This is a genomic window from Pantoea sp. DY-15, assembly GCF_019795935.1.
Lineage (GTDB): Bacteria > Pseudomonadota > Gammaproteobacteria > Enterobacterales > Enterobacteriaceae > Pantoea > Pantoea leporis.
The window spans coordinates 785345-809453 of record NZ_JAIMIF010000001.1; the positions used below are offsets into that span (position 1 = coordinate 785345).

The following is a 24109-nucleotide window of genomic DNA, read 5'->3' on the forward strand; positions in this document are numbered from 1 at the left end:
CAGTATTTGATGAAATCCGCCATCCCGCATAAGGATGGCGGATTTTTTTATACCTGATTAAAAGTCGTAGCCCACCGTAGCCATGACCGTGCGCTCGGCACCGCGATAGCAGTAACCGGTGCCGTAACAGGCGGCCAGATACTTTTTATCGGTCAGGTTGTTGGCATTCACCTGCAGCCAGGCGCCTTTCAGCTGTGAGTTCCATGCGCCCAGATCGGCGCGAACCGAGGCATCAAACAGCGTTACCGATGGCAGACGCGTAGTGTTCTCGTTATCCGCCCACTGTTTACCGATATAGCGCACACCTGCACCGGCGCTCAAGCCGTAGTCAAACTGATAATGTCCCCACAACGATGCCATGCTGTTCGGCGTCACATACGGCGTATGGCCATCGTTACCGTCCACCGAATCTTTAAAGCGCAGATGATTTAGCGTGTAGCCGGCGATGGTGCTAAAACGCGACGTCAGCTGATTACGCGCCTCAAGTTCAATGCCCTGCGAGTGCACTTTGCCCGACGGCGTGTAAGTGCCGTCCAGCACGTTACGGTTGGCGACATCGTCCTGGGTTAAATCGTACACCGCGATTGAGTACATATCGCGCGTGCCCAGCGGCTGATATTTCACGCCCGCTTCATACTGCTCTGACGTGGTCGGTTTTAGCTGATTGCCGAAAGGATCGGTTAACGAAGCCGGCGTTATTGCCTGGCTCCAGCTGACATAAGGCGAGATGCCGTTCTCGAAGGCATATAACAGCGCAGCGCGGCCGCTGATGTGATCGTCCTGACGACGGCTGGTGCCGTTTTCCGACACGATGCGATCGTAGCGTCCCGACAAATCCAGATGCCAGCGATCGAGCTGCAACTCATCCTGCAGATACAAACCGGTTTGATAGTAGCGGCGCGTCTGCGATGTCCAGTCGAAGTCCGGCATGGTGCCCACTTCTTCGCCGTTCCACGCATTCAGCGCGCTGGCGGCATCGCTGGCTTCGGTGATGTCGTTTTTATAGCGATGGTACTCTGCGCCCAGCGTCACGCGATGCTGAACCGCGCCGGTAGCGAAATCGGCCTGCAAGCGGTTGTCGTTGGCCCACGCGCTCAGCGATGAACGCTCACCGGAGTAGTAGCGGTTCAGCAGGTCTGGATTCGTTGCGTTCCAGCCAATCTGATAAACCTGATCGAGCTCGGTATTGGAGTGGCTGTAACTGCCGGTGGAGTACACCGACCACACATCGTTGAAGCGATGCGAGAAGTCATAGCTGTAAATCTGTTCGCGACGTTTGAACTGATCGAGCGCAGTGTCACCTTCATAGAAACTGTCACTCAATTTGCGGCCATTATGGCTGTAGAGCGTGCCTTCCGCCGGTACCGAGCCGTGATAGCCGCCGGACGGATCTTTCTGCAGGTAGGCGCGCAGCACTAAGTTGGTATCTTCACTTGGCTGCCACATCAGCTGTGGCGAAATCGCATATTTCTCTTCGCGAGTGTGATCGTATTGGGTATCGCTGTTGCGCGTAATGCCGGTTAAGCGAAATGCCCACTGATCGTTGATGGCGTTGGTGTAATCAAAGGCGGCGTTATTGGTGGCGTTGGTGCCGGTCGCCAGGCGGAAGTGGCCCTCTTCAGCAAACTGCGGGCGCTTGCTCACCATATTCACCAATCCGCCCGGCACCGTTTGGCCGTAGAGCGCGGAGGAGGGACCTTTAATCACATCGATGCGGTCGAGGAACCAGTTATCCACCTGCAGGATGTTGAAGCTGCCGCCGTCACTCATCACGCGCAGGCCATCGAGGAAGGTGTTATCGACATCGCCGCCGTGGAAACCACGCAGCGCGATGGTGTCATAACGCGTGGCCGCGCCGCCAAAGTTGGTGAAGACGCCCGGCGTGTAACCCAGCGCCTGATTGAGATCCTGCGCGCCCTGATCTTCCATCTGCTGACGCGTGACTACCGAGATCGACTGCGGGGTAGTGATCAGCGGCTGATCGCTTTTGCTGGCACCGCTGCTGCGCGTGGCGAGATAGCCCTGCGTCGGTGAGGTGGCGCTCTCTTGCGGTTGCGCTGTCACGACAATCGACTCTTCAGCGAAGCTTGCCGCGGGTAAAGCCAGCGCAAGCGCGCACAGTATGCGGCCACGTTTAAGGGTAAACAACGAGGTCATGAGAGGTTCCTGTTATTTTAATGGGAATAGCTATCGATATCAGATTGAGAATTATTATCTTTTGTCGCGGATGTTTCAAGATGTGAGTTTGTTGCTAGAGGGATGTGAGGAAAATGCACAGATGACCGGCAAGAGCCGTAGCGGCGCGATTTATCGCGCATGGCATTGGTTGCACCTTGCCCAGATTCTGAGCGCGCAGTAAACCGCGCCGCGACGGTAATGTGCAGTTGCCGGGCTTATTCGCCCGGCAGAATAGAGGTAATTACTTCGCGCTACTTAAAACCGGCATATTCGGGATATCGCCAGCGTTATTACAGGTTTTGTCTTTCGGGCAGTACTTATCCAGCAGCTTCAGCGTCACGCCATTGGTCCAGCCGAAGCCGTCCTGCAGCGGATATTCACCGCCGCCACCGCCGCCCAGCTGCGCGCCTTCAACCACGTATTTCTCGACCAGCTTATGTTCCTTGTCGTAGGTCGCCTGCACGTTCTGCAGGAAGCGCTGACCAATCTGTTGCGCCAACTTCGGCTGCTTGTAATGCTCCAGACCTTCTACCGCCACCCATTGCAGCGGCGCCCAGCCGTTTGGCGCATCCCATTGCTGGCCGTTATTCACCGTGGTGGTCACCAGTCCGCCGGGTTTCAGCAGCTGTTTTTCAACTGCGGAAGCGGTGCGTTCAGCTTGCTTATCGCTCGCGAGCTGCATATAGAGCGGGAACAGCGTCGCAGCGGTCAGCTGTGAATGCACCTGCTTCTTCTGGAAATCGTAATCGGCGTACCAGCCTTTTTTCTCATCCCAAAGGTAGCGATTGATCGCCGCCTGACGTTTCTCAGCATCCGCCGCGAACTGTTTGGCTCTGTCATCCTGCTTATCCAGTTTGGCGGCTTTGGACAGTGTCTGTTCGAGGTGGAAAATCAGGCTGTTAAGATCAACCGGTGCCAGCTGCGTGGTACGGATGGACGCCAGATTGTGCGCATCGGTGAACCAGCGCGAACTGAAATCCCAGCCCGAAGCCGCGCCCGCACGTAAGTCGCGATAAACCTGCTGTTTATTGCGTTCCGGCGCTTTATTCGCGGTGTTGACGTCATCCAGCCAGGATTCGGTACGCGGCGCATCGCGATCGTCCCAGTAACGGTTAAGCAGCGTGCCGTCGCTGAGTTTGATCACACGTTTGCTGGCCTGGCCGGCCGCCACTTTGTCGCTGTCCGCCATCCAGTAATCGTACTCTTTCTGCAGCTGCGGCAGGTATTGGCGATAGACGTCGTCGCCTTTGTGCGTTGCCAGCAGGTCAACCATCAAGCTGAAGAACGGCGGCTGCGAGCGGCTGAGATAGTAGCTGCGGTTACCGTTGGGAATATGGCCATATTTGTCCAGCTCGGTGGCGAAGTTATCCACCATATCCTGCACGCGATCCCAGTGACCGCTCTCCGCCAGGCCGAGCATGGTGAAGTAGCTGTCCCAGTAATACACTTCGCGGAAGCGTCCGCCAGGCACCACATAAGGTTTGGGCAGCGGCAGCAGCGAATCGTACTGACTGGCACTTTGCGCGGTACGCGTCAGCACCGGCCATAAACCGTTGATGTGCTCACGCAGGCTTTGCCCGGCGGGCGGCACATATTTGTCACCCTCTTTTGGCAGCGTGAAGTTGCTGTCGACAAAATGCTTGAGATCGAAGTTGCGCTGGTTTTTTTGCATCTGCCAGTCGGCCAGAATCGACGAGGGATTGGATTTCGGCACCGCATCGGCGAAGGTTTTCTGATCCGGATAAAATTTAGCCTGCTGTACCGCATTGAACAACGGTCCCAGGCGCACATCCGGTGGCTGCGGTTGGTTGCTGAGCATGCGGCTTTGATCGTCGGCGTGTGCGGCGCTGGCACCGGCCAGCAACGCGGCGCTAAGTAAAAAGGTCAGACGCGCGGGCGTGAATACGGCATTTTTTATCATCGGTTTTTCTCCTTGTCCGAAAAGGTGGTGTGCTAACGCATTGACCACCCGAACAACTTTAGTCGTAATCGCGCCGCTTAGCCTCGCACAGCGGTGGAAATGTGAAGCGCCCGGAATTAATCACGTGAGAAATTGCCTCAAGGCTAAGGTTTTTGCTTGCCCTGTACGGCTATTTGCCTGAGGCTGAAGCAAAAAAAGGAGAGTCGTATGGAGATAATCTGGTATCACCCGTCGCTGGCGCCGCAAGGCTGGCTGGAAGGTTTGCGTCAGCGTTTGCCGGAGGCGCGCGTGCGTGACTGGCAGCCGGGCGACAACGCGCCGGCCGATTATGCGGTAGTGCGTTCTCCGCCGGTCGAGATGCTGGCGGGGCGTCAGCTGAAAGGTGTGTTTGCCATGGGCGCGGGCGTCGACGAAATCCTCAAACAGCTGCGTAACAATCCACAGATGCTGGCCGACACCGTGCCGTTATTCCGCCTGGAAGATACCGGCATGGCGCGCCAGATGCAGGAGTACGCCAACTGGTGCGTGCTGGGCTGGTTCCGCCGTTTTGCCGACTATCGTGAACTGCAGCAGCAGGCTTGCTGGCAGGAGCTGGACGGTTTCGATCGCGAAAACTTCACCATTGGTGTGCTCGGCGCGGGCGTATTAGGCCGTAGCGTGCTGGAGAGTTTGCGTCAGTGGGGCTTCCCGTTACGCAGCTGGAGCCGTTCGCCGAAGCAGATCGACGGTGTGCAAAGCTTCCATGGCCGCGAACAGCTCAATGCTTTCCTGGCGGGCACGCAGGTGCTAATCGATCTGCTGCCGACCACGCCGGAAACCACCAACTTGATCGATAGCCAGCTGCTTAACGCATTGCCGCACGGCGCCTGCTTCCTTAACCTGGCGCGCGGTGCGCATGTGGTAGAAGCCGATCTGCTGGCGGCGCTCAACAGCGGTCAGCTGGCCGCCGCCGCGCTGGATGTGTTCCAGCGCGAGCCGCTGCCGCAGGATCATCCGTTGTGGTCTCATCCGCATGTCACAATCACGCCACATACTGCGGCGATTACCTTGCCAGGAGAGGCGATGGATTACATTGCGGATGCCATACTTGCTCTGGAGCAAGGTCAACAGCCGGGTGGTTTGGTCGATCGCCAGCGCGGTTATTAATTCCCATTGGGTCAGGAGATGAAGATGTATCCCGTTGATTTACATATGCACACCGTTGCCAGCACGCACGCTTACAGTACGCTGCATGATTATGTGGCGCAGGCGAAACAGAACGGCCTGAAGCTGTTCGCGATTACCGATCACGGCCCGGATATGGCCGATGCGCCGCACTATTGGCATTTCGTCAACATGCGCATTTGGCCGCGCGTGATTGATGGCGTTGGCGTGCTGCGCGGTATTGAAGCCAACATCAAAAATCAGCAGGGCGAGATCGATTGCAGCGGCCCGATGCTGGATGCGCTGGATCTGATCGTCGCGGGCTTCCACGAACCGGTTTATGCGCCGCGTGACAAAGCACATCACACTGAAGCGATGATTGCGGCGATGGCGGGCGGTTTGGTGCATATCATTTCGCATCCGGGCAACCCGAAGTTCCCGGTGGATATCCGCGCGATTGCCGAAGCCGCCGCGCATTACGATGTGGCGCTGGAGATCAACAACTCCTCCTTTACCCATTCGCGTCCGGGCAGCGAACCGAACTGTCGTGCCATTGCCGAAGCGGTGCGCGATGCCGGTGGACGTCTGGCGTTTGGCTCCGATTCGCATACCGCGTTTACGCTGGGTAATTTCGAACACTGCCTGCGCATCACCAGCGAAGTGGATTTTCCCAAAGATCGCGTGTTAAATGTCACGCCGCGTCGCCTGCTCGACTTTCTCGCGTTGCGCACCGGCAAAACGATTCCCGAATTTGCTGATTTTTAACTTTTTTACCTCAAGGAATTCTGTTGCATGAATGAGTTTTCCATACTCTGCCGCGTCATTGGCTCGCTGTTTAATCGCCAGCCGCAGGATCCGCTGCTGGTGCCGCTGTTCACTCTGCTGCGTGAAGGTAAACTGCAACAGCAGTGGCCGCTGGAGCAGGACGAACTGTTGACGCGCCTGCAGCAGAATAGCGATCCGCAGGCGCTGGCCGCCGACTACAATGCGCTGTTTGTCGGCAGCGAGTGCAGCGTGCCGCCGTACGCATCACAATGGCCGAACGGTGTTGCTGAAGCAGACGTGCGTGCGTTTCTCAGCGCGCGTGGCATGCCGCTGAGCGAAGCGCCTGCCGATCACTTTGGCGTGCTGCTGCTGGCGGCATCCTGGCTGGAAGATCAGTCGGCAGAGGATGAATCTGCCGCGCAGCTGGCGCTGTTTGATGAGTATCTGCTGCCGTGGTGCGGCGCGTTCCTCGGCAAAGTGGAAGCGCATGCCACCACGGCGTTTTACCGCACGCTGGCGGCGCTGAGCCGTGAGGCAATGCAAGCGATGTACGACGAACTGAACGAAGAGCAGGGCGACGAGGCGTAATCGTTACCAGCTTGCTGCGCTGCTGCCAAGCTTCACGCCTGGCGTTGCGCAGATCATTGGCGTGCCGGGCAAATACGCTGCGGCACGCAATCTCTCCGCAATTCCCCACTGATTGATCTCTATCGCGCTCAGCGCGTCATCGTGCTGCGCGTAGATACCGTTTTGCGCATTCTGCGGCGCGTCACCGAACTGCTGCAACAGCCGCGCGGTGCGTGCCAGCGATAAGCGCGCCTGCCAGCCAACGCCGTTGGTCAAGCGCTGACGCAAACCTTCCAGCACCGCCGCGGCCATCAGATAACCGGTGGCGTGATCGAGCGCCTGCACCGGCAGCGGCGTCGGTTGATTATTGCCGCTCCAGCGCATGCCTTGTTCGGCGATGCCGCAGCCCATCTGTACCAGACTGTCAAAGCCGCGCCGGTTGCGCCATGGCCCGCTCCAGCCCCACGCATTCAGACTGACATCCACTAAGCCCGGCGCGAGTTGGCGGCGCGTATCGGCATCCAGCCCGAGTTTTTCCAGCGCATCAGCACGATAACCGTGTACCAGCACATCGCTGTGCTGCAACAGCTGGCGCAGTTGCTCGCGCCCGGCGCGGGATTTGATATCAAGCCGCGCACAGCGTTTGCCGCAGGTGATCTCCTCTTCCAGCGTGGGTTCGTGCCAGTCGGGCGGATCGATGCGCAGCACCTGCGCGCCGAGGCTGGCGAGAAAACGTGTCGCCACCGGTCCGGCAATGATGCGTGTGAGATCCAGTACACGCACGCCGAGCAGCGGCCGCGCGGGCGACAGTGACCAGGCGGGCGGCGGGGCGGCGTCGGTGGCCTGTTGGGCAATCAGCGCTTCCTGCTGCACGGCGCTGCCTTGCGGATGCTGCAGCCATTGCGCTTCGCTGCGCATCTGCGCGGCGCAGCCGCCGGCATCAATCACCGCCTGTTCCAGCGTGGCGGCGGGCCAGCGGGCCACCGCATCGGCCAGCGCGGCACGATCGGCATGCTGGCCGAGCACGCGCTCCATCGCCGCACGATGATGAGCCGCGTTGGTGTGCAGGCGGATCCAGCCGTCGGCGCTGGCGTAATCACCGGCGAATTCATCCCACAGCGCAGCAGGCGGTCGATTGAGCGGGATCAGGCTGTGCTGAAACCAACGCGAGGCGAGACGGACATTAACGCTGACCGGCGCGGATTGGCCGAGCAGATCGCTTAGCGCCTGGCTGGCGAGGCCGATGCTGGTGGCCGCCAATTCGCTGACGGCAAAGGCAGAGGAAAAAGTGTCTGGCTGGAGAAAAGTCGGCGAGGGAAGCGGGTCCGCGCCTCGCAATCCCTGCCACATTTGCTGCCACAGTGCGGCAGCACGTTGAGAATCCATGTTGAGTCTCCGGAAAACGCGCGAGACTCAAGCATAGCAGAGCGGATTAACGGCGGCGCAAGCGCGGGAAACGCGCGTGCATCCGCAGGTTACGCAGGTTGATCACCGCAATCGCGGTGCCCAGCACCACCAGTGACGCACCGAGGATCTTAAAGCTGTTCATGCTGTCACCCAAGACGAAAACGCCCATCAACACCGCCAGCACCGGCGTCAGCAGCGAATAGGGCATGATCAGGTTGACGTTGTATTTCTTCAGCAGCGCGTACCACAGCGTATAGGCGACAATCGACGAGGCGAGCGCGCTATACAGAATGCCAAACCAGCCGCGCCAGCCGGCGTGGCTCAGCGCGTAAAACTGATGGGATTCGGTCAGCCACGAAGCAGCACCGACAATCGGCACCGCAAGGAAGGAGATCCAGCCGGTGAGCGTCAGCGGTTGTATCGGCGGCGATTTTTTCACAATCATATTGCTGATCGCCCAGCCAAACGCGCTGCACAACAGAATACAGAGCACCCACCAGGCCGGAATGGTCGGACTGCCCGACAGCACCGCCACGCCGCTCAGCGAAATGGCGATACCAAACAGCTGCACCAGCCGCAATTTCTCTTTGAGAATCACCATCGCCAGCAGCATGGCAATCGGCGTACCGAGCTGAACCACGATGGCGCCGGTGCCGGCATCGGTGTAGCGCATGCCGACAAACAGCAGCGAGAAGTGCATAAAGCCGAAGGTGAACGCCAGCGTCAGCAGCCACGGCAGTTGCGCGCGCGTAATGCGGCAGAATGGCACCAGCACAATCGCTACCACCACAAAGCGCATCCAGGTGAGAAACAGCGGCGGAAGTTCCAGTAATCCCCACTTCACCGCCACGTTGTTGAAAGCCCAAATGGAAACCACCATCAGAACCATTAAAAAATGCCGCACTGCCACGAGGTCTTCCTTCACGCTGTACAAAGATGATCACCGGCTAATGATGGCATGAAGGCGCGGACTTCGGGCATGTCGGGCAACATTTTTTTCGCATAAGCATTAGCTTATGCAGGAAAAAAATAAGACATGTCGCTGATTTACTGTCAAAGTGGATGTCCGAAAGGCGACCATAACGAGGACCGTATTCGGCATGACACACACCCGCGCTTTACCTCTTGCTCTGATTCAACTCGAAGTCCCGCCGCCGCAGGTTGTGGCGCAAATTGGTGAACAACCCCGCTGGTTTATCGACGCGCTGCAACTGCAGCCCGATGACTATGTGATTGTGCGTCCGCATCTGGGCGATGATTTACCGGCCTTTGACCGCGTCAGTGGCGCGATCCTCAGCGGTTCCTGGGCGATGGTCACCGATCACGCTGACTGGAGCGAACGCACCGCCGCCTGGATTCGTGGCGCGCTGGAGGCGGAGCTGCCGCTGCTGGGCGTCTGTTACGGGCATCAACTGATGGCGTATGCGCTGGGTGGCAAAGTGGGCGATAACCCGCAGGGCTGGGAGCGTGGACTGAAACCGCTGACGCGCAATGCGCAGGCGCACAACGATCCCTGGCTGGCTGATCTACCGGGCGAGTTTCAGGCGTGGTTGTCACATCGGCAATCGGTGTTAACGCCGCCGCAGCATGCGCAGGTGCTGGCGAGCTCGGCGCAGGATGGTTGTCAGATTTTGCGTTATTCGCCGCAGGCGCTGTCGGTGCAGTTCCATCCGGAATTTACCCGCGAGATTATGACCGCCTGTTTACCGGCGGGCGTCAGTGACGATGGCACTGTTCTTTCAGGCGAAGATTGGTCGCGCGAACTGTTGCGCAGCTTCTGGCTACAAACGCGGCCGCAGCCGCGCGCGCAGGCTCAGGGCGCGTAGTTGCGCGTGCAGCGATAAACCCACGCGGGTGGCATATTTTTCAGCACCCGCTGGCGTTCCCAGGTGAAGTAGCGTGACAAATTTGGCTGGGTGAACGAGGTGTATTGAAACTGCACGAATACGCCGCGTGGACCCAGCGCATCATGCACCGCACTGAGGATGTTATCGCGCATGGCGGGCGGTAATGACAGCAGCGGCAGGCCAGAAAAAATCACATCATATTCCCCGGCGAGATATTCCGCCGAACAGGCGCGTACCTGCATGCGCGCATCAGGCAATCCACGCAGGCTTTTCACCAGTTCCGGGCAGATTTCAAACACATCAAGCTGTGCTTGCGGTGACATGCGCGCCAGCACGTGGCGTGTGAGCACGCCATCACCGGCGCCCAGTTCGGCGATACGCAGGCTGTTATCCCAGTTCACCGCATCGCACATGGTGCGGCACAGCGCGGCGGAAGAGGGCGTGATGCTGCCCATTTTGCGCGGGTTGCGGATAAATTGCTGAACAAAGTTCGCTTTGGCGCGCATTAACGTCAGGGCTGAAGCCAACATCTGTTTCTCCTGGTTAGTATCCTGCTTCATATTGACCACATATTTCGCCCATGTTCCGCTTTTTGCGGCATAAGCGGGAAAACTCGGAATTATCTGTAGCGGCCTACGCTCGCCACATTTCCCTCGGTGCGGTCACAGTTTCCCCTTTTACGATCTGACAGGCTGGCGTGGATCGCCCAATGTTAATAACAGGTTTCATAGTTGTTAATCGCCACTCTGTCCCGCAAGGAGAAACACCATGCGTTACGCTGCTCCGGGAGAACAAGGTTCTCTCATTACTCTGCAATCGCGTTATGGCAACTTTATCAACGGCGAATTTGTTGCGCCGGTGAACGGTAACTACTTCGTCAACACTTCACCGATCAATGCTTCTACCATTGGCGAATTTCCCCGTTCGGACCGCGCCGATATCGATAACGCCGTGGCTGCCGCCCAAGCCGCTGCCGATGCGTGGGGCAAAACCTCGGCACAGGCACGCTCGCTGGTGCTGCTGAAAATTGCCGATCGGCTGGAAGAGAATCTGGAATATATCGCGGTCAACGAAACCTGGGATAACGGTAAGCCGGTACGCGAAACGCTGGCGGCGGATCTGCCGCTGGCGGTCGATCATTTCCGCTATTTCGCTGGCTGCGTGCGTGCGCAGGAAGGCACCGCCGCTGAAATCGATGAGTTCACCGCCGCCTATCACTTCCACGAACCGCTGGGCGTGGTCGGGCAAATCATTCCGTGGAACTTCCCGCTGCTGATGGCGGCATGGAAACTGGCACCGGCGCTTGGCGCAGGTAACTGTGTGGTGTTGAAACCGGCCGAGCAAACGCCGCTGTCGATTACGCTGTTTATGGACGTGATCAAAGATCTGCTGCCGCCGGGTGTGATCAACGTGGTACACGGTTACGGTAAAGAGGCAGGCGAAGCGCTGGCATCCCATCCGGGCATCGCCAAAATCGCCTTCACCGGATCCACTGCCACCGGCGGTCATATTCTGGAGCTGGCGGCGAAAAGCCTGATCCCGTCCACCGTTGAACTGGGCGGCAAGTCACCGAACATCTTCTTCGAAGACATCATGGATGCCGAAGAGAGTTTCATTGAGAAAGCGGCAGAAGGCGTGGTGCTGGGCTTCCTTAATCAGGGTGAAGTTTGTACCTGTCCGTCGCGCGCGCTGGTGCAGGAATCGATCTTTGAGCCGTTTATGGCGGCGGTGATGAAGCGCATCAAAACCATTAAACGTGGCGATCCGCTGGATACCGAAACCATGATTGGCGCGCAGGCGTCGCAGCAGCAGTTCGACAAAATCCTCTCTTATCTGGAAATTGCGCAGCAAGAGGGCGCGCAGGTGCTGCACGGCGGCGGCGTAGAGAAAGTGGGCGAAGAGTTTGCCAGCGGCTACTACATCCAGCCGACACTGCTCAAAGGGGATAACAGCATGCGCGTGTTCCAGGAGGAGATATTTGGCCCGGTGGTTGGTGTGCTGACCTTCAAAGATGAAGCGGAAGCGCTGGCAATCGCCAATGATTCGATTTACGGACTTGGCGCGGGCGTCTGGACGCGCGACATCAATCGCGCCTATCGCATGGGCCGCGCCATCAAAGCCGGTCGCGTGTGGACTAACTGTTATCACCTCTATCCGGCGCACGCGGCGTTTGGCGGCTATAAGAAATCGGGGATTGGCCGTGAAACTCACAAAATGATGCTCGACCATTATCAGCAAACTAAAAACCTGCTGGTGAGCTACAGCACGCAACCGCTCGGTTTCTTCTGATGATAAAAGGCAGCGGTATTATCCGCTGCCTTTCTATCTTGCATCGCCGTAAATGGCTTAGGCGAAATGCTCTTCCAGCTCAGGTGTGAACGCTGAAGAAATGCCAGTAATGCCATTCTGGCTCTGCACCGACAGATCCTGCTGCGTTAGCGAGAATGGCTGCGAGTAAGTCTGTGGAGCGATGTCGCTATCACTCAACAGCAACGTTTCGCTTTGGCTCAGCAACTCAGCGATGTTGATATTTGCTGGCAATGCCTCCGAACTTTGTACTGAGAAGTACATTGGATTCGATGTCACTTCCGGTTCAGAACCAAAAGTCACCGCGTGAGCGCCCAGGTCTAATTCCGGCAGAGTGAACGACCATGAACCATCCAGTTCTGATACGGTTGAACCCAGCAGCACACCGTAATCCCACGCATAAATGATCGCTTCTGGTGCCGCCGTACCAACAAAGCGTGGTGTGGTATCCGTGATCTGGTCACCGCTCATAAACGCATCGTCATAACCGAGATGGTCTTCGTAACCCTGATCAATTGTCACCGGATTGGCTTTGGTCGAGTCGATGGAGAAGGTGAAAGGCCGGGTGCTTTCTTCTGCAGATGAGCCAAAGGTTAATGCATGTTGGCCATCATCAAGCTGTGTTTCCAGAGACCATTTACCATCGCTGTCTGAAACGGTAGAGGCCACCAGCTTGCCAGCATCCCAGGCATAAATGATTGCTTCTGGCGCTGCAGTTCCGATGAAACGCGGCGTGTTATCGACAATCTCACTTCCGCCCAAAATGGCAACGTCATATCCGAGGTCATCGGTGTAGCCCTGCGAAACGACAACCGGGATGGCGGCTCCTGAATTTACAATGAAATCCAGCGGTGAGCTTGCTGCGGATGAGTCCAGACCAAAAGTTAAGGAGTGCTGGCCATCAGCAAACTGTGCCGAAAGCGACCATGAACCATCGGCTGCTGCGCGCGTTGAACCGACAACCACACCGTTATCCCATGCATAAACCACAGAATAGGGATGTGCAGAACCGATGAAACGCGGCGAACTATCAACAATTTCGCTGCCAGACATGAATGCAACATCGTAACCAAGATTATCGGTATAGGCTTGTTCAATGTATACCGGCAATGTGCCTTCGCTATTACCTGGAGGACCAATTTTAAACATTTTGAACATGTTATCTCCTTGTTTATCCATCATCACTTCACGCCATGTGAAGTGTTGGGACAGTTTGCAGAACATTACATCGCAGTAAACATGAGAATGGTCTGCAAAACCCCTTAACGAAATTCAGTCTAACTATATGAATAATATTTAATTTTAATCAATTATGGGTTTGAGTATGGTTAATGCGCTGCTTTAGGAAACATTAGACTTAATGATGTGGTTATGAAGCGCAATTTTCATCTCAACGTCATGTTGCTATGAGATGTTGCCTGCAACCCTGGTGCGATATTTCTGATAAAAAGCCATCTTTAAGCCAGGTCTTGTGTGTTTAAAGGGTGCGATTGGGCAGATTAGCCCACCTATTTTCAAGGAGATCCCATGAACACGTTGTATAACTACCTGGAACAGCATGATGAGATGCTGGACGGTGTGGAGCAAAATATTATTACCGTTAACCTGCCTGGACGTCAGGCAGTGTATGTGATTGGCCAGAACGATGCCGATCTGCTGCTGGAAGTGAAAGCGCGCGAAATCGCCACGGCGCAGCGCATGGAAACATTGCGTCAACTGGAGAGCCAATTCCGTTTTTAACTTTTCTGCTTTGCCTCATTCGATGATCAATTCGTCAGAAATATCGCAATAAAAAAAGCCGCTATCACGAGATAACGGCTTTTTTGTGGTGCGATGCGCAGATTACTTCACGCAGGCGGCACAGTTATTGTGAATCTGCTGGAAGAAGTCGTTTCCTTTGTCATCCACCAGAATGAATGCCGGGAAGTTTTCCACTTCAATCTTCCAAATCGCTTCCATACCGAGTTCGGCATACTCCACGCATTCCAGACTCTTAATACTCTGCTGCGCCAGCACCGCTGCCGGGCCGCCGATGCTTCCCAGATAGAAGCCGCCGTGTTTTTGACACGCATCGGTAACCTGCTTGCTGCGGTTGCCTTTCGCCAGCATCACCATGCTGCCGCCGTTGGCCTGCAGCAGATCAACGTAGGAATCCATACGACCTGCAGTCGTTGGGCCGAGTGAACCGGAGGCATAACCTTCTGGCGTCTTCGCTGGACCCGCGTAATAGACCGGATGATCTTTGATGTACTGCGGCAGGCCTTCACCGTTATCGATGCGTTCTTTCAGCTTAGCGTGCGCAATGTCGCGCGCCACGATGATGGTACCGTTAAGCGACAAGCGGGTGGAGACTGGATAAGCCGACAGCAGCGCCAGAATCTCGCTCATCGGCTGGTTCAGATCGACATGCACCACTTCACCTTCGCCCTGCTGACGCAGTTCTTCCGGAATATAGCGGCCTGGATTGTCTTCCATCTTCTCAATCCAGATACCTTCGCGGTTGATTTTGGCTTTGATATTACGGTCAGCGGAGCAGGAGACGCCCATACCCACCGGGCAGGATGCGCCGTGACGCGGCAGACGTACCACGCGGATATCATGCGCAAAGTATTTACCACCAAACTGCGCGCCGAGGCCCAGCTCCTGCGAGGCTTTTAGCAGCTCTTCTTCCAGCTGAATGTCGCGGAACGCCTGACCATGCTCGTTGCCCTCGGTCGGCAGCGAATCGTAATAATGGGTAGAGGCCAGCTTGACGGTTTTCAGCGTACTCTCCGCTGAAGTCCCACCAATCACGAATGCGATGTGGTACGGCGGACAGGCCGCGGTGCCCAGCGACATCATTTTATCGATCAGGTAGTTCTTCAATTTGGCTGGGGTAATCAGCGCTTTGGTTTCCTGATACAGATAGGTTTTATTGGCGGAACCACCACCTTTAGCAATGCACAGGAATTTATATTCGTCGCCATCAACGCTGTAGAGGTCGATTTGCGCCGGCAGGTTGGTGCCGGTATTCACTTCTTTATACATATCCAGCGCGGCGTTCTGTGAATAGCGCAGGTTATCTTCAATAAAGGTGTTGTAGACGCCTTGCGACAGCGCCGCTTCATCGCCGCCACCGGTCCAGACGCGCTGGCCTTTTTTGCCCATGATGATGGCGGTGCCGGTATCCTGACAGGTTGGCAGCACGCCTTTGGCGGCAATTTCAGAGTTACGCAGGAACTGCAGGGCAACGTATTTGTCGTTCTTGCTGGCTTCATCGTCGGCAAGAATGGATGCGACCTGCGCCTGATGCGAGGCGCGCAGCATGAAGGAAGCATCGTGGAATGCCTGCTTCGCCAGCAGCGTCAGCGCTTTGGGATCGACTTTCAGCACTTCTTCGCCATCGAAGTTGGCCACCGAGACGTAATCGCGGCTCAGCAGATAGTATTCGGTATCATCTTTGGCGAGAGGAAAGGGATCCTGATAATAGAAGGGTTTGTTCGACATGTTGGCTCACTTAGCTTCGTGTGGCCCGCCAGCATGACGGGCGACAAATTAGGCAGTTTGTTATTCGATTTTCTCTCGCCAGCCCTCCGTGGGGGCTGACTGGCGAGTATCATAACATTTTCACGGTAATGCGCGGCTCCGTTTTTAACATCGAAGCAACATCATCAGAACATCATCACCATCCATGGATAGGCGACAACCATCAGAAGAACCAGGAACAGCGCGCCGAAGATGGTGCCCAGGCGCCAGTAATCTTTGGTTGGCAGATAGCCGCTACCGTAATAAATCGGGCTTGGGCCGGTGCCGTACGGGGTGATAATGCCCATCACACCCAGAGAAACACACATCATCAGGCAGAACACCGGCATGTTGATGCCCGGAATGGATGCGGCGATGGTCAGCATCGCGGGCAGCAGCGCGGTGGTGTGCGCGGTGGTACTGGCGAACAGGTAGTGCAGCAGGTAGAAGGCGACCAGAAGGACGACGGCAGAAACCTGCGGGTCATAGCCTTGCAACAGTATTGCGCCTTCTTTACCCAGCCACGCGATGAAGCCAACGCGCGCTAAACCATCCGCCAGCGCGACCAGCGTGGCGAACCAGGCGAAGGTGTTCCAGGCGGCTTTATTGCTGGTGATGTCATTCCAGTTGAGTACGCCGGTCCACAGCATCAGCACGATGACTAACAGTGCGGCCATTGCGGGCTCAATCCAGGCGGTGGCGAAGATCCACATCATCAGTGCCGCAACCACGAAGCCCAGCAGCAGGATTTCGTTACGTTTCAGTTTACCGAGTTTTGCCAGCTCAGCGGTGGCCCAGCGCGGCACTTCGTCATTCACTTTTACTTCTGGCGGATAGAGCCAGTAAGCCAGCAGCGGCATGGTGAGAATCAGCAGCACGCCGAGTGGCAGGAAGGCGAGGAACCACATGCCCCATGAGATATCAAAGCCCACCACGCTTTTTACCAGCGCCAGCGCCAGCAGGTTTGGTGCCAGCGCAGAAAGGAACATTGAACTGGTGATACAAGCGGCGGTGATCGCCACCCACATCAGGTAGGAACCAATCTTACGTGCGCTAGGATCGTTCGGCTTTGAACCATAGAGCGGCGGCAGGTTAGCAATGATGGGATAGATGGTACCGCCGCTACGCGCGGTGTTGGATGGCGTAAACGGCGCCAGCAACAGGTCAGCGAAGGTAATGGCGTAACCCAGCGTCAGGCTGCGACGGCCCAGATATTTCACCAGAATCAGCGCCAGGCGGCGACCAAACTGGGTTTTATCGTAGCCAGCGGCGAACATAAAGGCACCGAAGATCAGCCAGACCGTGGAGTTGCCGAAGCCACTCACTGCCCATTTGAACGACTGCGCCGCGGTTTTGAACTTGGGATCCGCCAGTTCTGCCGGGCTAAACAGCACCCATTGACTGAACAGCGCAATCACCACCACGCCGGTTAAGCCGATCACAGCGCCCGGCAGCGGTTCGAAAATCAGTCCCACGATAACCCCGACAAAAATGGCGAAGAAGTGCCAGGCGTAAGGTTCCAATCCCGCAGGAGTCGGTACCAGCAGCAACAGCACAGCCACAATAATTGGCAGGCACAACATTATCAGGCGGTTCTTTTTTTTCCCTGGTGCCGCGGGAGGCGCGGTGAGGGATTCACTCTGGGTTGTTTGTGTGTTCATAGTTTTGTCTGCAAGTTATGGAGAATGCGGATATACGCCCCGAACCAAACTGGTTTTTTTAGTTACAAAACCCTTTTAACAGATTAGTCGTGACATTTAAAACTGAGTTTTAATAAATCGCTATTTGCAAAATTCGATGCGCGAATTATCTATTGAATGCAAGCATGATGCGATTAATTAAAATATCTATTTTGATCCAGATCAATAAAATTTATTGGTGGTTTTTTTGCTTTAATCATGCGCGCCTTAATAAACGAACCCTTAGGTGAAAATTAACCGTGTGAGACGAATAAAACGGCACAAATCAAGCAAAAAACAGAGAAAGGAGACGATTTATCTTTATGATAAGACTAGGTTTGTTTTAAATGTAAGGAAAAAGTTGATTTTTGTCAAGTCTTGGTTAAAACTTAGCGGAGCGCAGCTTTTAGCAATAAGCCTCAAATATTATTTTCATGCGTAAAACTTATATAACTAACGAATAAGGTTATGTAAGTAAATAAAATGCTATATTTACGCCATGAAATCGGACCACTCAAATAATTATAAAATTCTCCGAACCGCCAAAGAATTGAATACCAAGTTTCTTAATTCTGGAGTTGCTCATCATGAATACGCTCACCCCGATTCTTAATCCGCTTACGTTACCGAAAGGTGCGGTGCTTAAAAACCGACTGGTTATGGCACCGATGACCACATGTACCGGTTATTACGATGGCGGTGTTACCAGTGACCTTGTCGAATATTATCGCGTGCGCGCCGGCAGCATCGGTACCGTGATTGTCGAGTGCTGCTTTATTGATAACCGTGGCCCTGCGTTTCCAGGCGCGCTCGGTATCGACAGCGACAACAAAATCCCCGGTCTGGCGAAAATCGCCCACGCCATCAAGTCGCAAGGCTCCAAAGCGATTCTGCAGATTTATCATGGCGGTCGCATGGTTGAACCGGCGCTGATCGGCGGTAAAACCCCGGTCGCGCCGAGCGCCATCGCTGCACCGCGCGACGGTGCCACTCAACCTCAGGCGCTGACTGCAGAAGAAGTGGATGTGATGATCACCAAGTTTGGTGATGCGGTGAACCGCGCGATCAAAGCCGGCTTTGACGGCGTGGAGATTCACGGCGCCAACACCTATCTGATTCAGCAGTTCTACTCGCCAAACTCCAACCAGCGCGACGACAAATGGGGCGGCAGTCGCGATAATCGCGCGCGTTTCCCACTGGAAGTGCTGGAAATCACCCACAAAATGGCTGACCGCTTCGCTGCGGCAGACTTCATCATCGGCTATCGCTTCTCACCGGAAGAACTGGAAGTGCCGGGCATCCGCTGGGACGACACGCTTTATCTGCTGGAGAAACTGGCAGAACGCGGTCTCGATTACGTGCACTTCTCGGTTGGTCAACTGCTGCGTCCATCGATTGTTGATACTCAGGACCCAACGCCACTGATCACCAAATATCTGGCACAGCGCTCGCCTAACCTGGCGAAAGTGCCGGTAATTGGCGTCGGCGGCGTCGTCAATAAAGAAGATGCCGAGAATGCGCTGGAGCACGGTTTCGACTTGGTGGCGGTGGGCAAAGCCTGTATCGCCTATCCGGACTGGACCGATCGCGTCATCAAAAATCAGCACATGGAGCTGTATATCGACAGCACCAAGCGCGAAGAGTTGACTATCCCGGAACCGCTGTGGCGCTTCTCACTGGTGGATGCGATGATCCGCGACGTCAGCGATACCGGCCGTAAATACAAAGCGGGCGTTTATCAGGCGAAAGTCGAAGCCGAAGCGCTGAAGCTGAAAATCAACGTTACCCTCGACACCGACCGTATCACCGACATCTCGCTGGTGCCGGATCCGAGCCTCGACGTCGACTTCACCAGCACCTTCGAAAGTCTGCGTGAACGCATTCTGGTGGCGAACAGCCCGCACGTTGACGCCATCACTGGCGCCACCACGCAGAGTGAAGCGCTGAAAAAAGCGGTATCGCGTGCCATGACCACCTCAAGCAAAGAGTATGTGATTGAAGAGGGCGGTAACCCGAACGCACCGGTGAATTACGATGTGGTGGTAGTGGGCACCGGCGGTGCTGGTCTGGCGGCGGCGATTCAGGCGCATGACGATGGCGCACGCGTGGTGATCATCGAGAAGATGCCCACCATCGGCGGTAACACCATCAAAGCCTCGGTCGGGATGAACGCGGCGGAAACCCGTTATCAGAAGTTGAAAGGCATTGAAGACAGCAAAGAGCTGTTCTATGAAGAGACGCTGAAAGGCGGCAAATTCAAAAACAATCCGGTGCTGCTGCGCGAATTTGTTGAGCAGGCGCCCGAAGCGATTGAGTGGCTGGCCGCCAAAGACATCGAGCTGTGCGACATCACCATCACCGGCGGCATGAGCATCGATCGTACGCACCGTCCGGAAGATCGTTCGGCAGTCGGCGGCTTTTTGATTAGCGGGCTGGTAAAAAACGTTAATCTGCGCAATATCGAAGTGTTGCTGGAAACCTCAGTGGCCGAAATTTTAGTGGAAAACGGTGCGGTCACCGGCGTGAAAGTGGTGGATGAGTATAACGACAGCCGCATTATTAACGCCAAAAGCGTGATTGTGGCGACCGGCGGCTTCAGTGCCAACCGCGAAATGGTGGTGAAATATCGCCCTGAGCTGGACGGTTTCGTCACCACCAACCATAAAGGCGCCACCGGCAGCGGCATCGCCATGCTGCAACACATCGGTGCGGATACCGTGGATATGGGTGAAATCCAGATTCACCCAACGGTTGAGCAAACCACGTCGTACCTGATTTCCGAAGCAATGCGCGGCGGCGGGGCGATTCTGGTGAGCCAGGCAGGCAAGCGTTTCTACAATGAAATGGAAACCCGTGACAAAGTGTCCGCTGAGATCATCGCGCTGCCTGAGAAGAGTGCGTGGATTGTGTTTGACGAGCAGGTACGCGCCAATAACAAAGCGGCTGACGAATACATCGCTAAAGGCTTTGTCATCAGCGCGCCAACGCCACACGAGCTGGCGGTGAAACTCAACATGGATCAGGAAGCGCTGCAAACCACGCTCGGTCGTTACAACGAGTTCGTGGCGAAGCAGGATGACGAAGACTTTGGTCGTAAAACCGCGCTGCGTCACCCGCTGAATAAAGGTCCGTACTTTGCGATTCGTATCGCACCGGGCGTGCATCACACCATGGGCGGCGTGACCATCAACACCGATACCGCGGTGCTGGATGCGCAGAAAGAGGTGATTCCAGGCGCATGGGCGGCCGGTGAAGTGGTCGGCGGCATCCACGGCGCCAACCGCATCGGCGGCAATGCGGTGGCCGATATCATCATCTTCGGTATCAAAGCCGGTCACAACGCGGCTAAACTGGCGTTAGGACACTAAGCTGTAAAGATGCCCGCCTTGTGCGGGCATCGTTTTCTTTAGAGGCATGCAATGACCGCTGGCGTCTTTTCTTACTCTGCCGTTCTGATGGGTTCGCCCATTCTGCTCAAATTGTTTGATGACAATCCCACGCTTGCCCGCCACGTATTTCAACTGATTAAACAGCAGGAAAACCTGTTCACCGTTAACCGCGCTGAATCCGAAGTGATGTCGATCAACCACGCCGCAGGCCACCATCCGGTGATCGTCAGCGAAGCGGTGTTTGCGTTAATTAGCGTGGCACACGCCGTGAGTTTACTGCCGGACAGCGCCTTCAATTTCACCATTGGGCCGATTGTGAAGCGCTGGAAAATTGGTTTTCAGGGACGTGCGGTGCCCCCTGCGCCAGAAATCGCATCCCTGCTAAAGCTGACCGATCCGCATCAGGTGGTGCTCAATCCCGTCGATCGCTCAGTGTTTTTGCAACAGCCAGGCATGGAGATCGATCTCGGCGCCATCGCCAAAGGCTACATCGCCGATCGCGTGCAGGCGTTTTTACGCCAGCAGGGCGTGCAGCAGGCGCTGATCAATCTGGGCGGCAATGTGCAAACGCTGGGTTCGCCGCCGCACAAGCCGCAGGGTTGGGGCATTGGCCTGAAAAAGCCGTTTGGTCGTGATGATGAGCTGTTAGGCGTGCTGCAGGTGCAGGGCAAATCGGTGGTGACGTCGGGGATTTATGAGCGCTACTTCGAACTGGACGGCCGCTGCTGGCATCATATTTTTGATCCGCAAACCGGCTATCCGCTTGATAACGAACTGCTGAGCGTGACGGTGATTTCCGATCGCTCGATTGATGGCGATATCTACACCACGCTGCTCTTTGGCATGGGCGTGGAGCAAGGGCTGGCTTATCTCGCTGACCAGCCCGACATCGACGCGGTGTTTGTCACGCGCGATCGGCAGATCATCTGCTCCTCACCGCAGCACTTTCACTTCCAGCAGCTCGATGTCGACTGGCAGCTACGTTACTGACAGTATTGCTGCAGCAGCGAATGGTATTCCGGCTGCAGGCGGTAGCGGTACACCGGACGGCCGGTCGCGCCATAGTGAATGCTGGTGAACAGAATATTAATCTGCGCCAGCCAAATCAGGTATTTACGACACGACACGCGCGAGATGTTCACTTCAGCCGCCAGTTCGTCAGTCGAGAATTCATGCCCCGGATGCGCATCAATCCACTGACACAGCGTGCGCAGCGTTTGCGGCGTTAAGCCTTTTGGCAGGCGCTTATTGTCGTGCTGCGTCGCCGGGCTGCCGTGAATCAGCAGATCCACATCCGCTTGCTGATAATAATGCTGATTGTCCATCAGCGATTTCTTCTGCCGCCAGCCGGTCAGCGCCTCTTCAAAACGTGGGAACTGGAACGGTTTGATCAGGTAATCCACCACGCCGTAGTGCAGCGAGGTTTTGATATTCTCCGCATCGGCCGCCGACGAAATGATGATCACTTCCACCGCGCTCTGCGCCGTGCGCAGCTCCGGCAACAGATCGAGGCCATTCTCCTGCTGCATATAGATATCCAGCAGCACCAGATCGACCGCAGTATCGCTATTGAACAGGATCTCTTTCGCCTGCTTCAAGGTTGAGGCGGTGCCACAACAGTGAAAGCCCTGAATTTGGCCGATATACGCGCGATTAAGCTCGGCGACCATGGCGTCATCATCGACCACTAACACATTGATCATGCGGATTGGTTTCCTCCATCCCAGGGAAGTTGGACTAAAAATTGGGTAAACACGCCGGGTTCTGACTCCACACTCACGCTGCCACCGATATTTTCGGTTTGCTGCTGCAGCAGAAACAGCCCGACACCGCGGTTTTCACCTTTGGTGGAGAAGCCTTTTTCGAAAATGGTGCTGAGATGATCGGCTTCAATGCCCGGACCATCATCACTCACTTCACAGGTCAGCCAACCGTTTTGGTAGTGCAGCATCACGTGAATCTCGCCTTCTACCTGCTCGCTCATCGCATCCAGCGCGTTCTCAATCAGATTGCCGATCACCGTAATCAGCGCCGCCATCTGCTGCTCATTGCCGCTGTCGGGCAGGAAGCTGGCATCGCTGATGGTCAGGCGATGGCCGCAATCCGACGCGCGGTTGATTTTGCTCAGCAAGAAACCAGCAATCACCGGCGACTTAATCTTATCGAGCAGGAAACCGATCTCCGTCTGGTAATTATTGGCGGTTTTGAGAATGTAGCTTTCCACCTGCGTGTAGTTTTTCATGTGCAGCAGGCCGAGGATTACATGCAGCTTGTTCATAAACTCGTGCGAGCGCTCACGCAGCGCATCGACGTAGTTTACCATGCCCGTCAGACGCTGCATCAGTTGACTGATTTCCGTCTTGTCCCTGAAGGTGCAGACCGCGCCGATAATCTGCCCCTGCGTGCGCACCGGCACGGTATTGCTTAACAACACGCGGCCATTCACATTTAACTCTTCGTCACGCCGCGCCCGCCCACTGTGCAGCACATCCCGCAGATGATCGTCAATCACTGAGGCATCGTAGATGCGGTCGCCGCTGATGGTGCCCATCGAATCGTTCAGCAGCGATCGCGCCGCCTGATTCACCAGCGTCACCTGTGCCTGATCGTCCATCGCCACCACGCCTTCTTTTAGCGAGTTGAGAATCGCCTGACGCTGTTCAAACAGAGTAGAAATTTCGTAGGGTTCGAGGCCAAACAAAATGCGCTTCAGCACGCGCACCAGTACAAAAGTACCGATGGCGCCGGCCAGCGTGCCAATAAAGATGGTCCACAGGATGCTCCAGCGGCTCTCGTTGATCTGCACCGAAACGGCATCCAGTGAGATACCAATCGCCACCACGCCAATCTGCTGATGCTGATTGTTGTACACCGGCGTAAACACGCGCAACGCTTTCGCCAGCGAACCTTTATTCACCGAGACGTTTTCATGGCCGCGCAGCGCGGGCTCCAGATCGTCACCGATAAAGTGTTTGCCAATCAGTTCAGGATTGCGATGCGAATAGCGGATGCCGTCCATGTTGGTGACAGTAATGAACAGCAAATTATTGGTCTCTTCCACCGCTTTAGCGATCGGCTGGATGCGCGTGCCATCCGGCGGGAACGCCAATGCACGCTGGATTTCCGGTGAGTCGGCCAGCGTGCGCGCCACCGCCATGGCTTTATCTTCCAGCTGCGCGCGGGTCGCTGCGCCAATCTGGAAGAAATAGAACATATGCACGCTGAGCAGCACCAGCACAATCACTGCGCTTAGCATCAGGGTGACCAGCGTATTAAGCTTCATCGGCTGCTTGCGCGCCGCGGTTCCTTGCTGTGAAGAAGACATGATCGCTCTCGGAGGAGAAGAGGGCACATATTATGACGGATAAACAGAAGAAGGTCGCGCACCATGTAAGGCCGCCA

General features: G+C 55.9%; 18 protein-coding genes. 8 read left to right on the plus strand and 10 right to left on the minus strand.

The features are described from left to right. Positions 1 to 57: 57 nt before the first annotated feature. Both K5Y32_RS03835 and treA read right to left on the minus strand, forming a co-directional pair. Positions 58 to 2157, minus strand: a complete 2100-nt coding sequence (locus K5Y32_RS03835) for a TonB-dependent siderophore receptor (RefSeq protein ID WP_222181833.1) — start codon at positions 2155 to 2157, stop codon at positions 58 to 60. Positions 2158 to 2419: 262 nt separating this feature from the next. Continuing rightward, positions 2420 to 4099 carry an alpha,alpha-trehalase TreA gene (treA, locus tag K5Y32_RS03840; RefSeq protein WP_222181834.1) on the minus strand — a complete coding sequence of 560 codons (1680 nt, stop codon included), beginning with the start codon at positions 4097 to 4099 and terminating at the stop codon, positions 2420 to 2422. A gap of 207 nt (positions 4100 to 4306) precedes the next feature. Here treA and ghrA point away from each other — a divergent pair, with 207 nt between their 5' ends. Genes ghrA through K5Y32_RS03855 form a run of 3 tightly spaced genes read left to right on the plus strand, consistent with a single transcriptional unit; the run spans position 4307 to position 6595 of the window. Continuing rightward, a complete protein-coding gene (gene ghrA / locus K5Y32_RS03845) occupies positions 4307 to 5245 on the plus strand; it encodes a glyoxylate/hydroxypyruvate reductase GhrA (RefSeq protein WP_222181835.1) in 939 nt (312 codons plus the stop codon). 24 nt (positions 5246 to 5269) lie between these two features. Further along, positions 5270 to 6007: a phosphatase gene (locus K5Y32_RS03850; protein WP_222181836.1), complete on the plus strand. Its 738-nt coding sequence runs from the start codon at positions 5270 to 5272 to the stop codon at positions 6005 to 6007. A gap of 27 nt (positions 6008 to 6034) precedes the next feature. Continuing rightward, complete coding sequence (locus tag K5Y32_RS03855; protein WP_101760778.1) at positions 6035 to 6595, plus strand: molecular chaperone; 561 nt, start codon at positions 6035 to 6037, stop codon at positions 6593 to 6595. Positions 6596 to 6598: 3 nt separating this feature from the next. On the opposite strand, the gene K5Y32_RS03860 is transcribed toward K5Y32_RS03855, so the two are convergent. Both K5Y32_RS03860 and K5Y32_RS03865 read right to left on the minus strand, forming a co-directional pair. Further along, complete coding sequence (locus K5Y32_RS03860) at positions 6599 to 7960, minus strand: CoA transferase (RefSeq protein ID WP_222181837.1); 1362 nt, start codon at positions 7958 to 7960, stop codon at positions 6599 to 6601. 46 nt (positions 7961 to 8006) lie between these two features. Next, a complete protein-coding gene (locus K5Y32_RS03865; protein ID WP_101760776.1) occupies positions 8007 to 8891 on the minus strand; it encodes a DMT family transporter in 885 nt (294 codons plus the stop codon). 190 nt (positions 8892 to 9081) lie between these two features. On the opposite strand from K5Y32_RS03865, the gene K5Y32_RS03870 reads away from it, so the two are divergent. Beyond that, positions 9082 to 9807 carry a glutamine amidotransferase gene (locus K5Y32_RS03870; protein WP_222181838.1) on the plus strand — a complete coding sequence of 242 codons (726 nt, stop codon included), beginning with the start codon at positions 9082 to 9084 and terminating at the stop codon, positions 9805 to 9807. Here the strand turns inward: K5Y32_RS03870 and K5Y32_RS03875 are convergent. Continuing rightward, positions 9795 to 10358 (minus strand): class I SAM-dependent methyltransferase, encoded by a 564-nt coding sequence (locus K5Y32_RS03875; protein ID WP_222181839.1) that lies wholly within the window; start codon positions 10356 to 10358, stop codon positions 9795 to 9797. The two genes, K5Y32_RS03870 and K5Y32_RS03875, sit on opposite strands and share 13 nt — an antisense overlap. Positions 10359 to 10596: 238 nt before the next feature. Between K5Y32_RS03875 and K5Y32_RS03880 the strand changes: the two genes are divergently transcribed. Further along, positions 10597 to 12117: an aldehyde dehydrogenase family protein gene (locus tag K5Y32_RS03880; protein WP_222181840.1), complete on the plus strand. Its 1521-nt coding sequence runs from the start codon at positions 10597 to 10599 to the stop codon at positions 12115 to 12117. 57 nt (positions 12118 to 12174) lie between these two features. Here K5Y32_RS03880 and K5Y32_RS03885 read toward each other — a convergent pair whose 3' ends face one another. Further along, positions 12175 to 13293, minus strand: coding sequence for a hypothetical protein (locus tag K5Y32_RS03885; protein WP_222181841.1), 1119 nt, complete (start codon positions 13291 to 13293; stop codon positions 12175 to 12177). 369 nt (positions 13294 to 13662) lie between these two features. On the opposite strand from K5Y32_RS03885, the gene K5Y32_RS03890 reads away from it, so the two are divergent. Next, positions 13663 to 13875 (plus strand): hypothetical protein, encoded by a 213-nt coding sequence (locus tag K5Y32_RS03890; protein ID WP_110865967.1) that lies wholly within the window; start codon positions 13663 to 13665, stop codon positions 13873 to 13875. 102 nt (positions 13876 to 13977) lie between these two features. On the opposite strand, the gene fumA is transcribed toward K5Y32_RS03890, so the two are convergent. Further along, a complete protein-coding gene (gene fumA / locus K5Y32_RS03895; RefSeq protein WP_222181842.1) occupies positions 13978 to 15621 on the minus strand; it encodes a class I fumarate hydratase FumA in 1644 nt (547 codons plus the stop codon). Between the two features lie 164 nt (positions 15622 to 15785). Next, entirely contained in the window at positions 15786 to 17300 is a 1515-nt protein-coding gene (locus K5Y32_RS03900) for an anion permease (RefSeq protein ID WP_222181843.1), read from the minus strand. A gap of 605 nt (positions 17301 to 17905) precedes the next feature. On the opposite strand from K5Y32_RS03900, the gene K5Y32_RS03905 reads away from it, so the two are divergent. Both K5Y32_RS03905 and K5Y32_RS03910 read left to right on the plus strand, forming a co-directional pair. After that, positions 17906 to 20686 (plus strand): flavocytochrome c, encoded by a 2781-nt coding sequence (locus K5Y32_RS03905; protein ID WP_137385597.1) that lies wholly within the window; start codon positions 17906 to 17908, stop codon positions 20684 to 20686. 51 nt (positions 20687 to 20737) lie between these two features. Continuing rightward, positions 20738 to 21697, plus strand: a complete 960-nt coding sequence (locus K5Y32_RS03910; protein ID WP_222181844.1) for an FAD:protein FMN transferase — start codon at positions 20738 to 20740, stop codon at positions 21695 to 21697. On the opposite strand, the gene dcuR is transcribed toward K5Y32_RS03910, so the two are convergent. Together dcuR and K5Y32_RS03920 are read right to left on the minus strand one after the other, a co-directional pair. Then, the gene (gene dcuR, locus K5Y32_RS03915) at positions 21691 to 22410 is read right to left on the minus strand and encodes a two-component system response regulator DcuR (protein ID WP_008102769.1); all 720 of its coding nucleotides are present in this window, start codon (positions 22408 to 22410) and stop codon (positions 21691 to 21693) included. The two genes, K5Y32_RS03910 and dcuR, sit on opposite strands and share 7 nt — an antisense overlap. Further along, positions 22407 to 24032: a sensor histidine kinase gene (locus K5Y32_RS03920; RefSeq protein WP_222181845.1), complete on the minus strand. Its 1626-nt coding sequence runs from the start codon at positions 24030 to 24032 to the stop codon at positions 22407 to 22409. The genes dcuR and K5Y32_RS03920 overlap by 4 nt, the downstream gene beginning before the upstream one ends. Positions 24033 to 24109 lie beyond the last annotated feature (77 nt).

What these genes read in the sequence shown, in the direction of transcription:
- K5Y32_RS03835 (WP_222181833.1), bottom strand. Translation starts at nt 2,157, where the DNA reads ATGACCTCGTTGTTTACCCTTAAACGTGGCCGCATACTGTGCGCGCTT.
- treA (WP_222181834.1), bottom strand. Translation starts at nt 4,099, where the DNA reads ATGATAAAAAATGCCGTATTCACGCCCGCGCGTCTGACCTTTTTACTT.
- ghrA (WP_222181835.1), top strand. Translation starts at nt 4,307, where the DNA reads ATGGAGATAATCTGGTATCACCCGTCGCTGGCGCCGCAAGGCTGGCTG.
- K5Y32_RS03850 (WP_222181836.1), top strand. Translation starts at nt 5,270, where the DNA reads ATGTATCCCGTTGATTTACATATGCACACCGTTGCCAGCACGCACGCT.
- K5Y32_RS03855 (WP_101760778.1), top strand. Translation starts at nt 6,035, where the DNA reads ATGAATGAGTTTTCCATACTCTGCCGCGTCATTGGCTCGCTGTTTAAT.
- K5Y32_RS03860 (WP_222181837.1), bottom strand. Translation starts at nt 7,960, where the DNA reads ATGGATTCTCAACGTGCTGCCGCACTGTGGCAGCAAATGTGGCAGGGA.
- K5Y32_RS03870 (WP_222181838.1), top strand. Translation starts at nt 9,082, where the DNA reads ATGACACACACCCGCGCTTTACCTCTTGCTCTGATTCAACTCGAAGTC.
- K5Y32_RS03875 (WP_222181839.1), bottom strand. Translation starts at nt 10,358, where the DNA reads ATGTTGGCTTCAGCCCTGACGTTAATGCGCGCCAAAGCGAACTTTGTT.
- K5Y32_RS03880 (WP_222181840.1), top strand. Translation starts at nt 10,597, where the DNA reads ATGCGTTACGCTGCTCCGGGAGAACAAGGTTCTCTCATTACTCTGCAA.
- K5Y32_RS03885 (WP_222181841.1), bottom strand. Translation starts at nt 13,293, where the DNA reads ATGTTCAAAATGTTTAAAATTGGTCCTCCAGGTAATAGCGAAGGCACA.
- K5Y32_RS03890 (WP_110865967.1), top strand. Translation starts at nt 13,663, where the DNA reads ATGAACACGTTGTATAACTACCTGGAACAGCATGATGAGATGCTGGAC.
- fumA (WP_222181842.1), bottom strand. Translation starts at nt 15,621, where the DNA reads ATGTCGAACAAACCCTTCTATTATCAGGATCCCTTTCCTCTCGCCAAA.
- K5Y32_RS03900 (WP_222181843.1), bottom strand. Translation starts at nt 17,300, where the DNA reads ATGAACACACAAACAACCCAGAGTGAATCCCTCACCGCGCCTCCCGCG.
- K5Y32_RS03905 (WP_137385597.1), top strand. Translation starts at nt 17,906, where the DNA reads ATGAATACGCTCACCCCGATTCTTAATCCGCTTACGTTACCGAAAGGT.
- K5Y32_RS03910 (WP_222181844.1), top strand. Translation starts at nt 20,738, where the DNA reads ATGACCGCTGGCGTCTTTTCTTACTCTGCCGTTCTGATGGGTTCGCCC.
- dcuR (WP_008102769.1), bottom strand. Translation starts at nt 22,410, where the DNA reads ATGATCAATGTGTTAGTGGTCGATGATGACGCCATGGTCGCCGAGCTT.
- K5Y32_RS03920 (WP_222181845.1), bottom strand. Translation starts at nt 24,032, where the DNA reads ATGTCTTCTTCACAGCAAGGAACCGCGGCGCGCAAGCAGCCGATGAAG.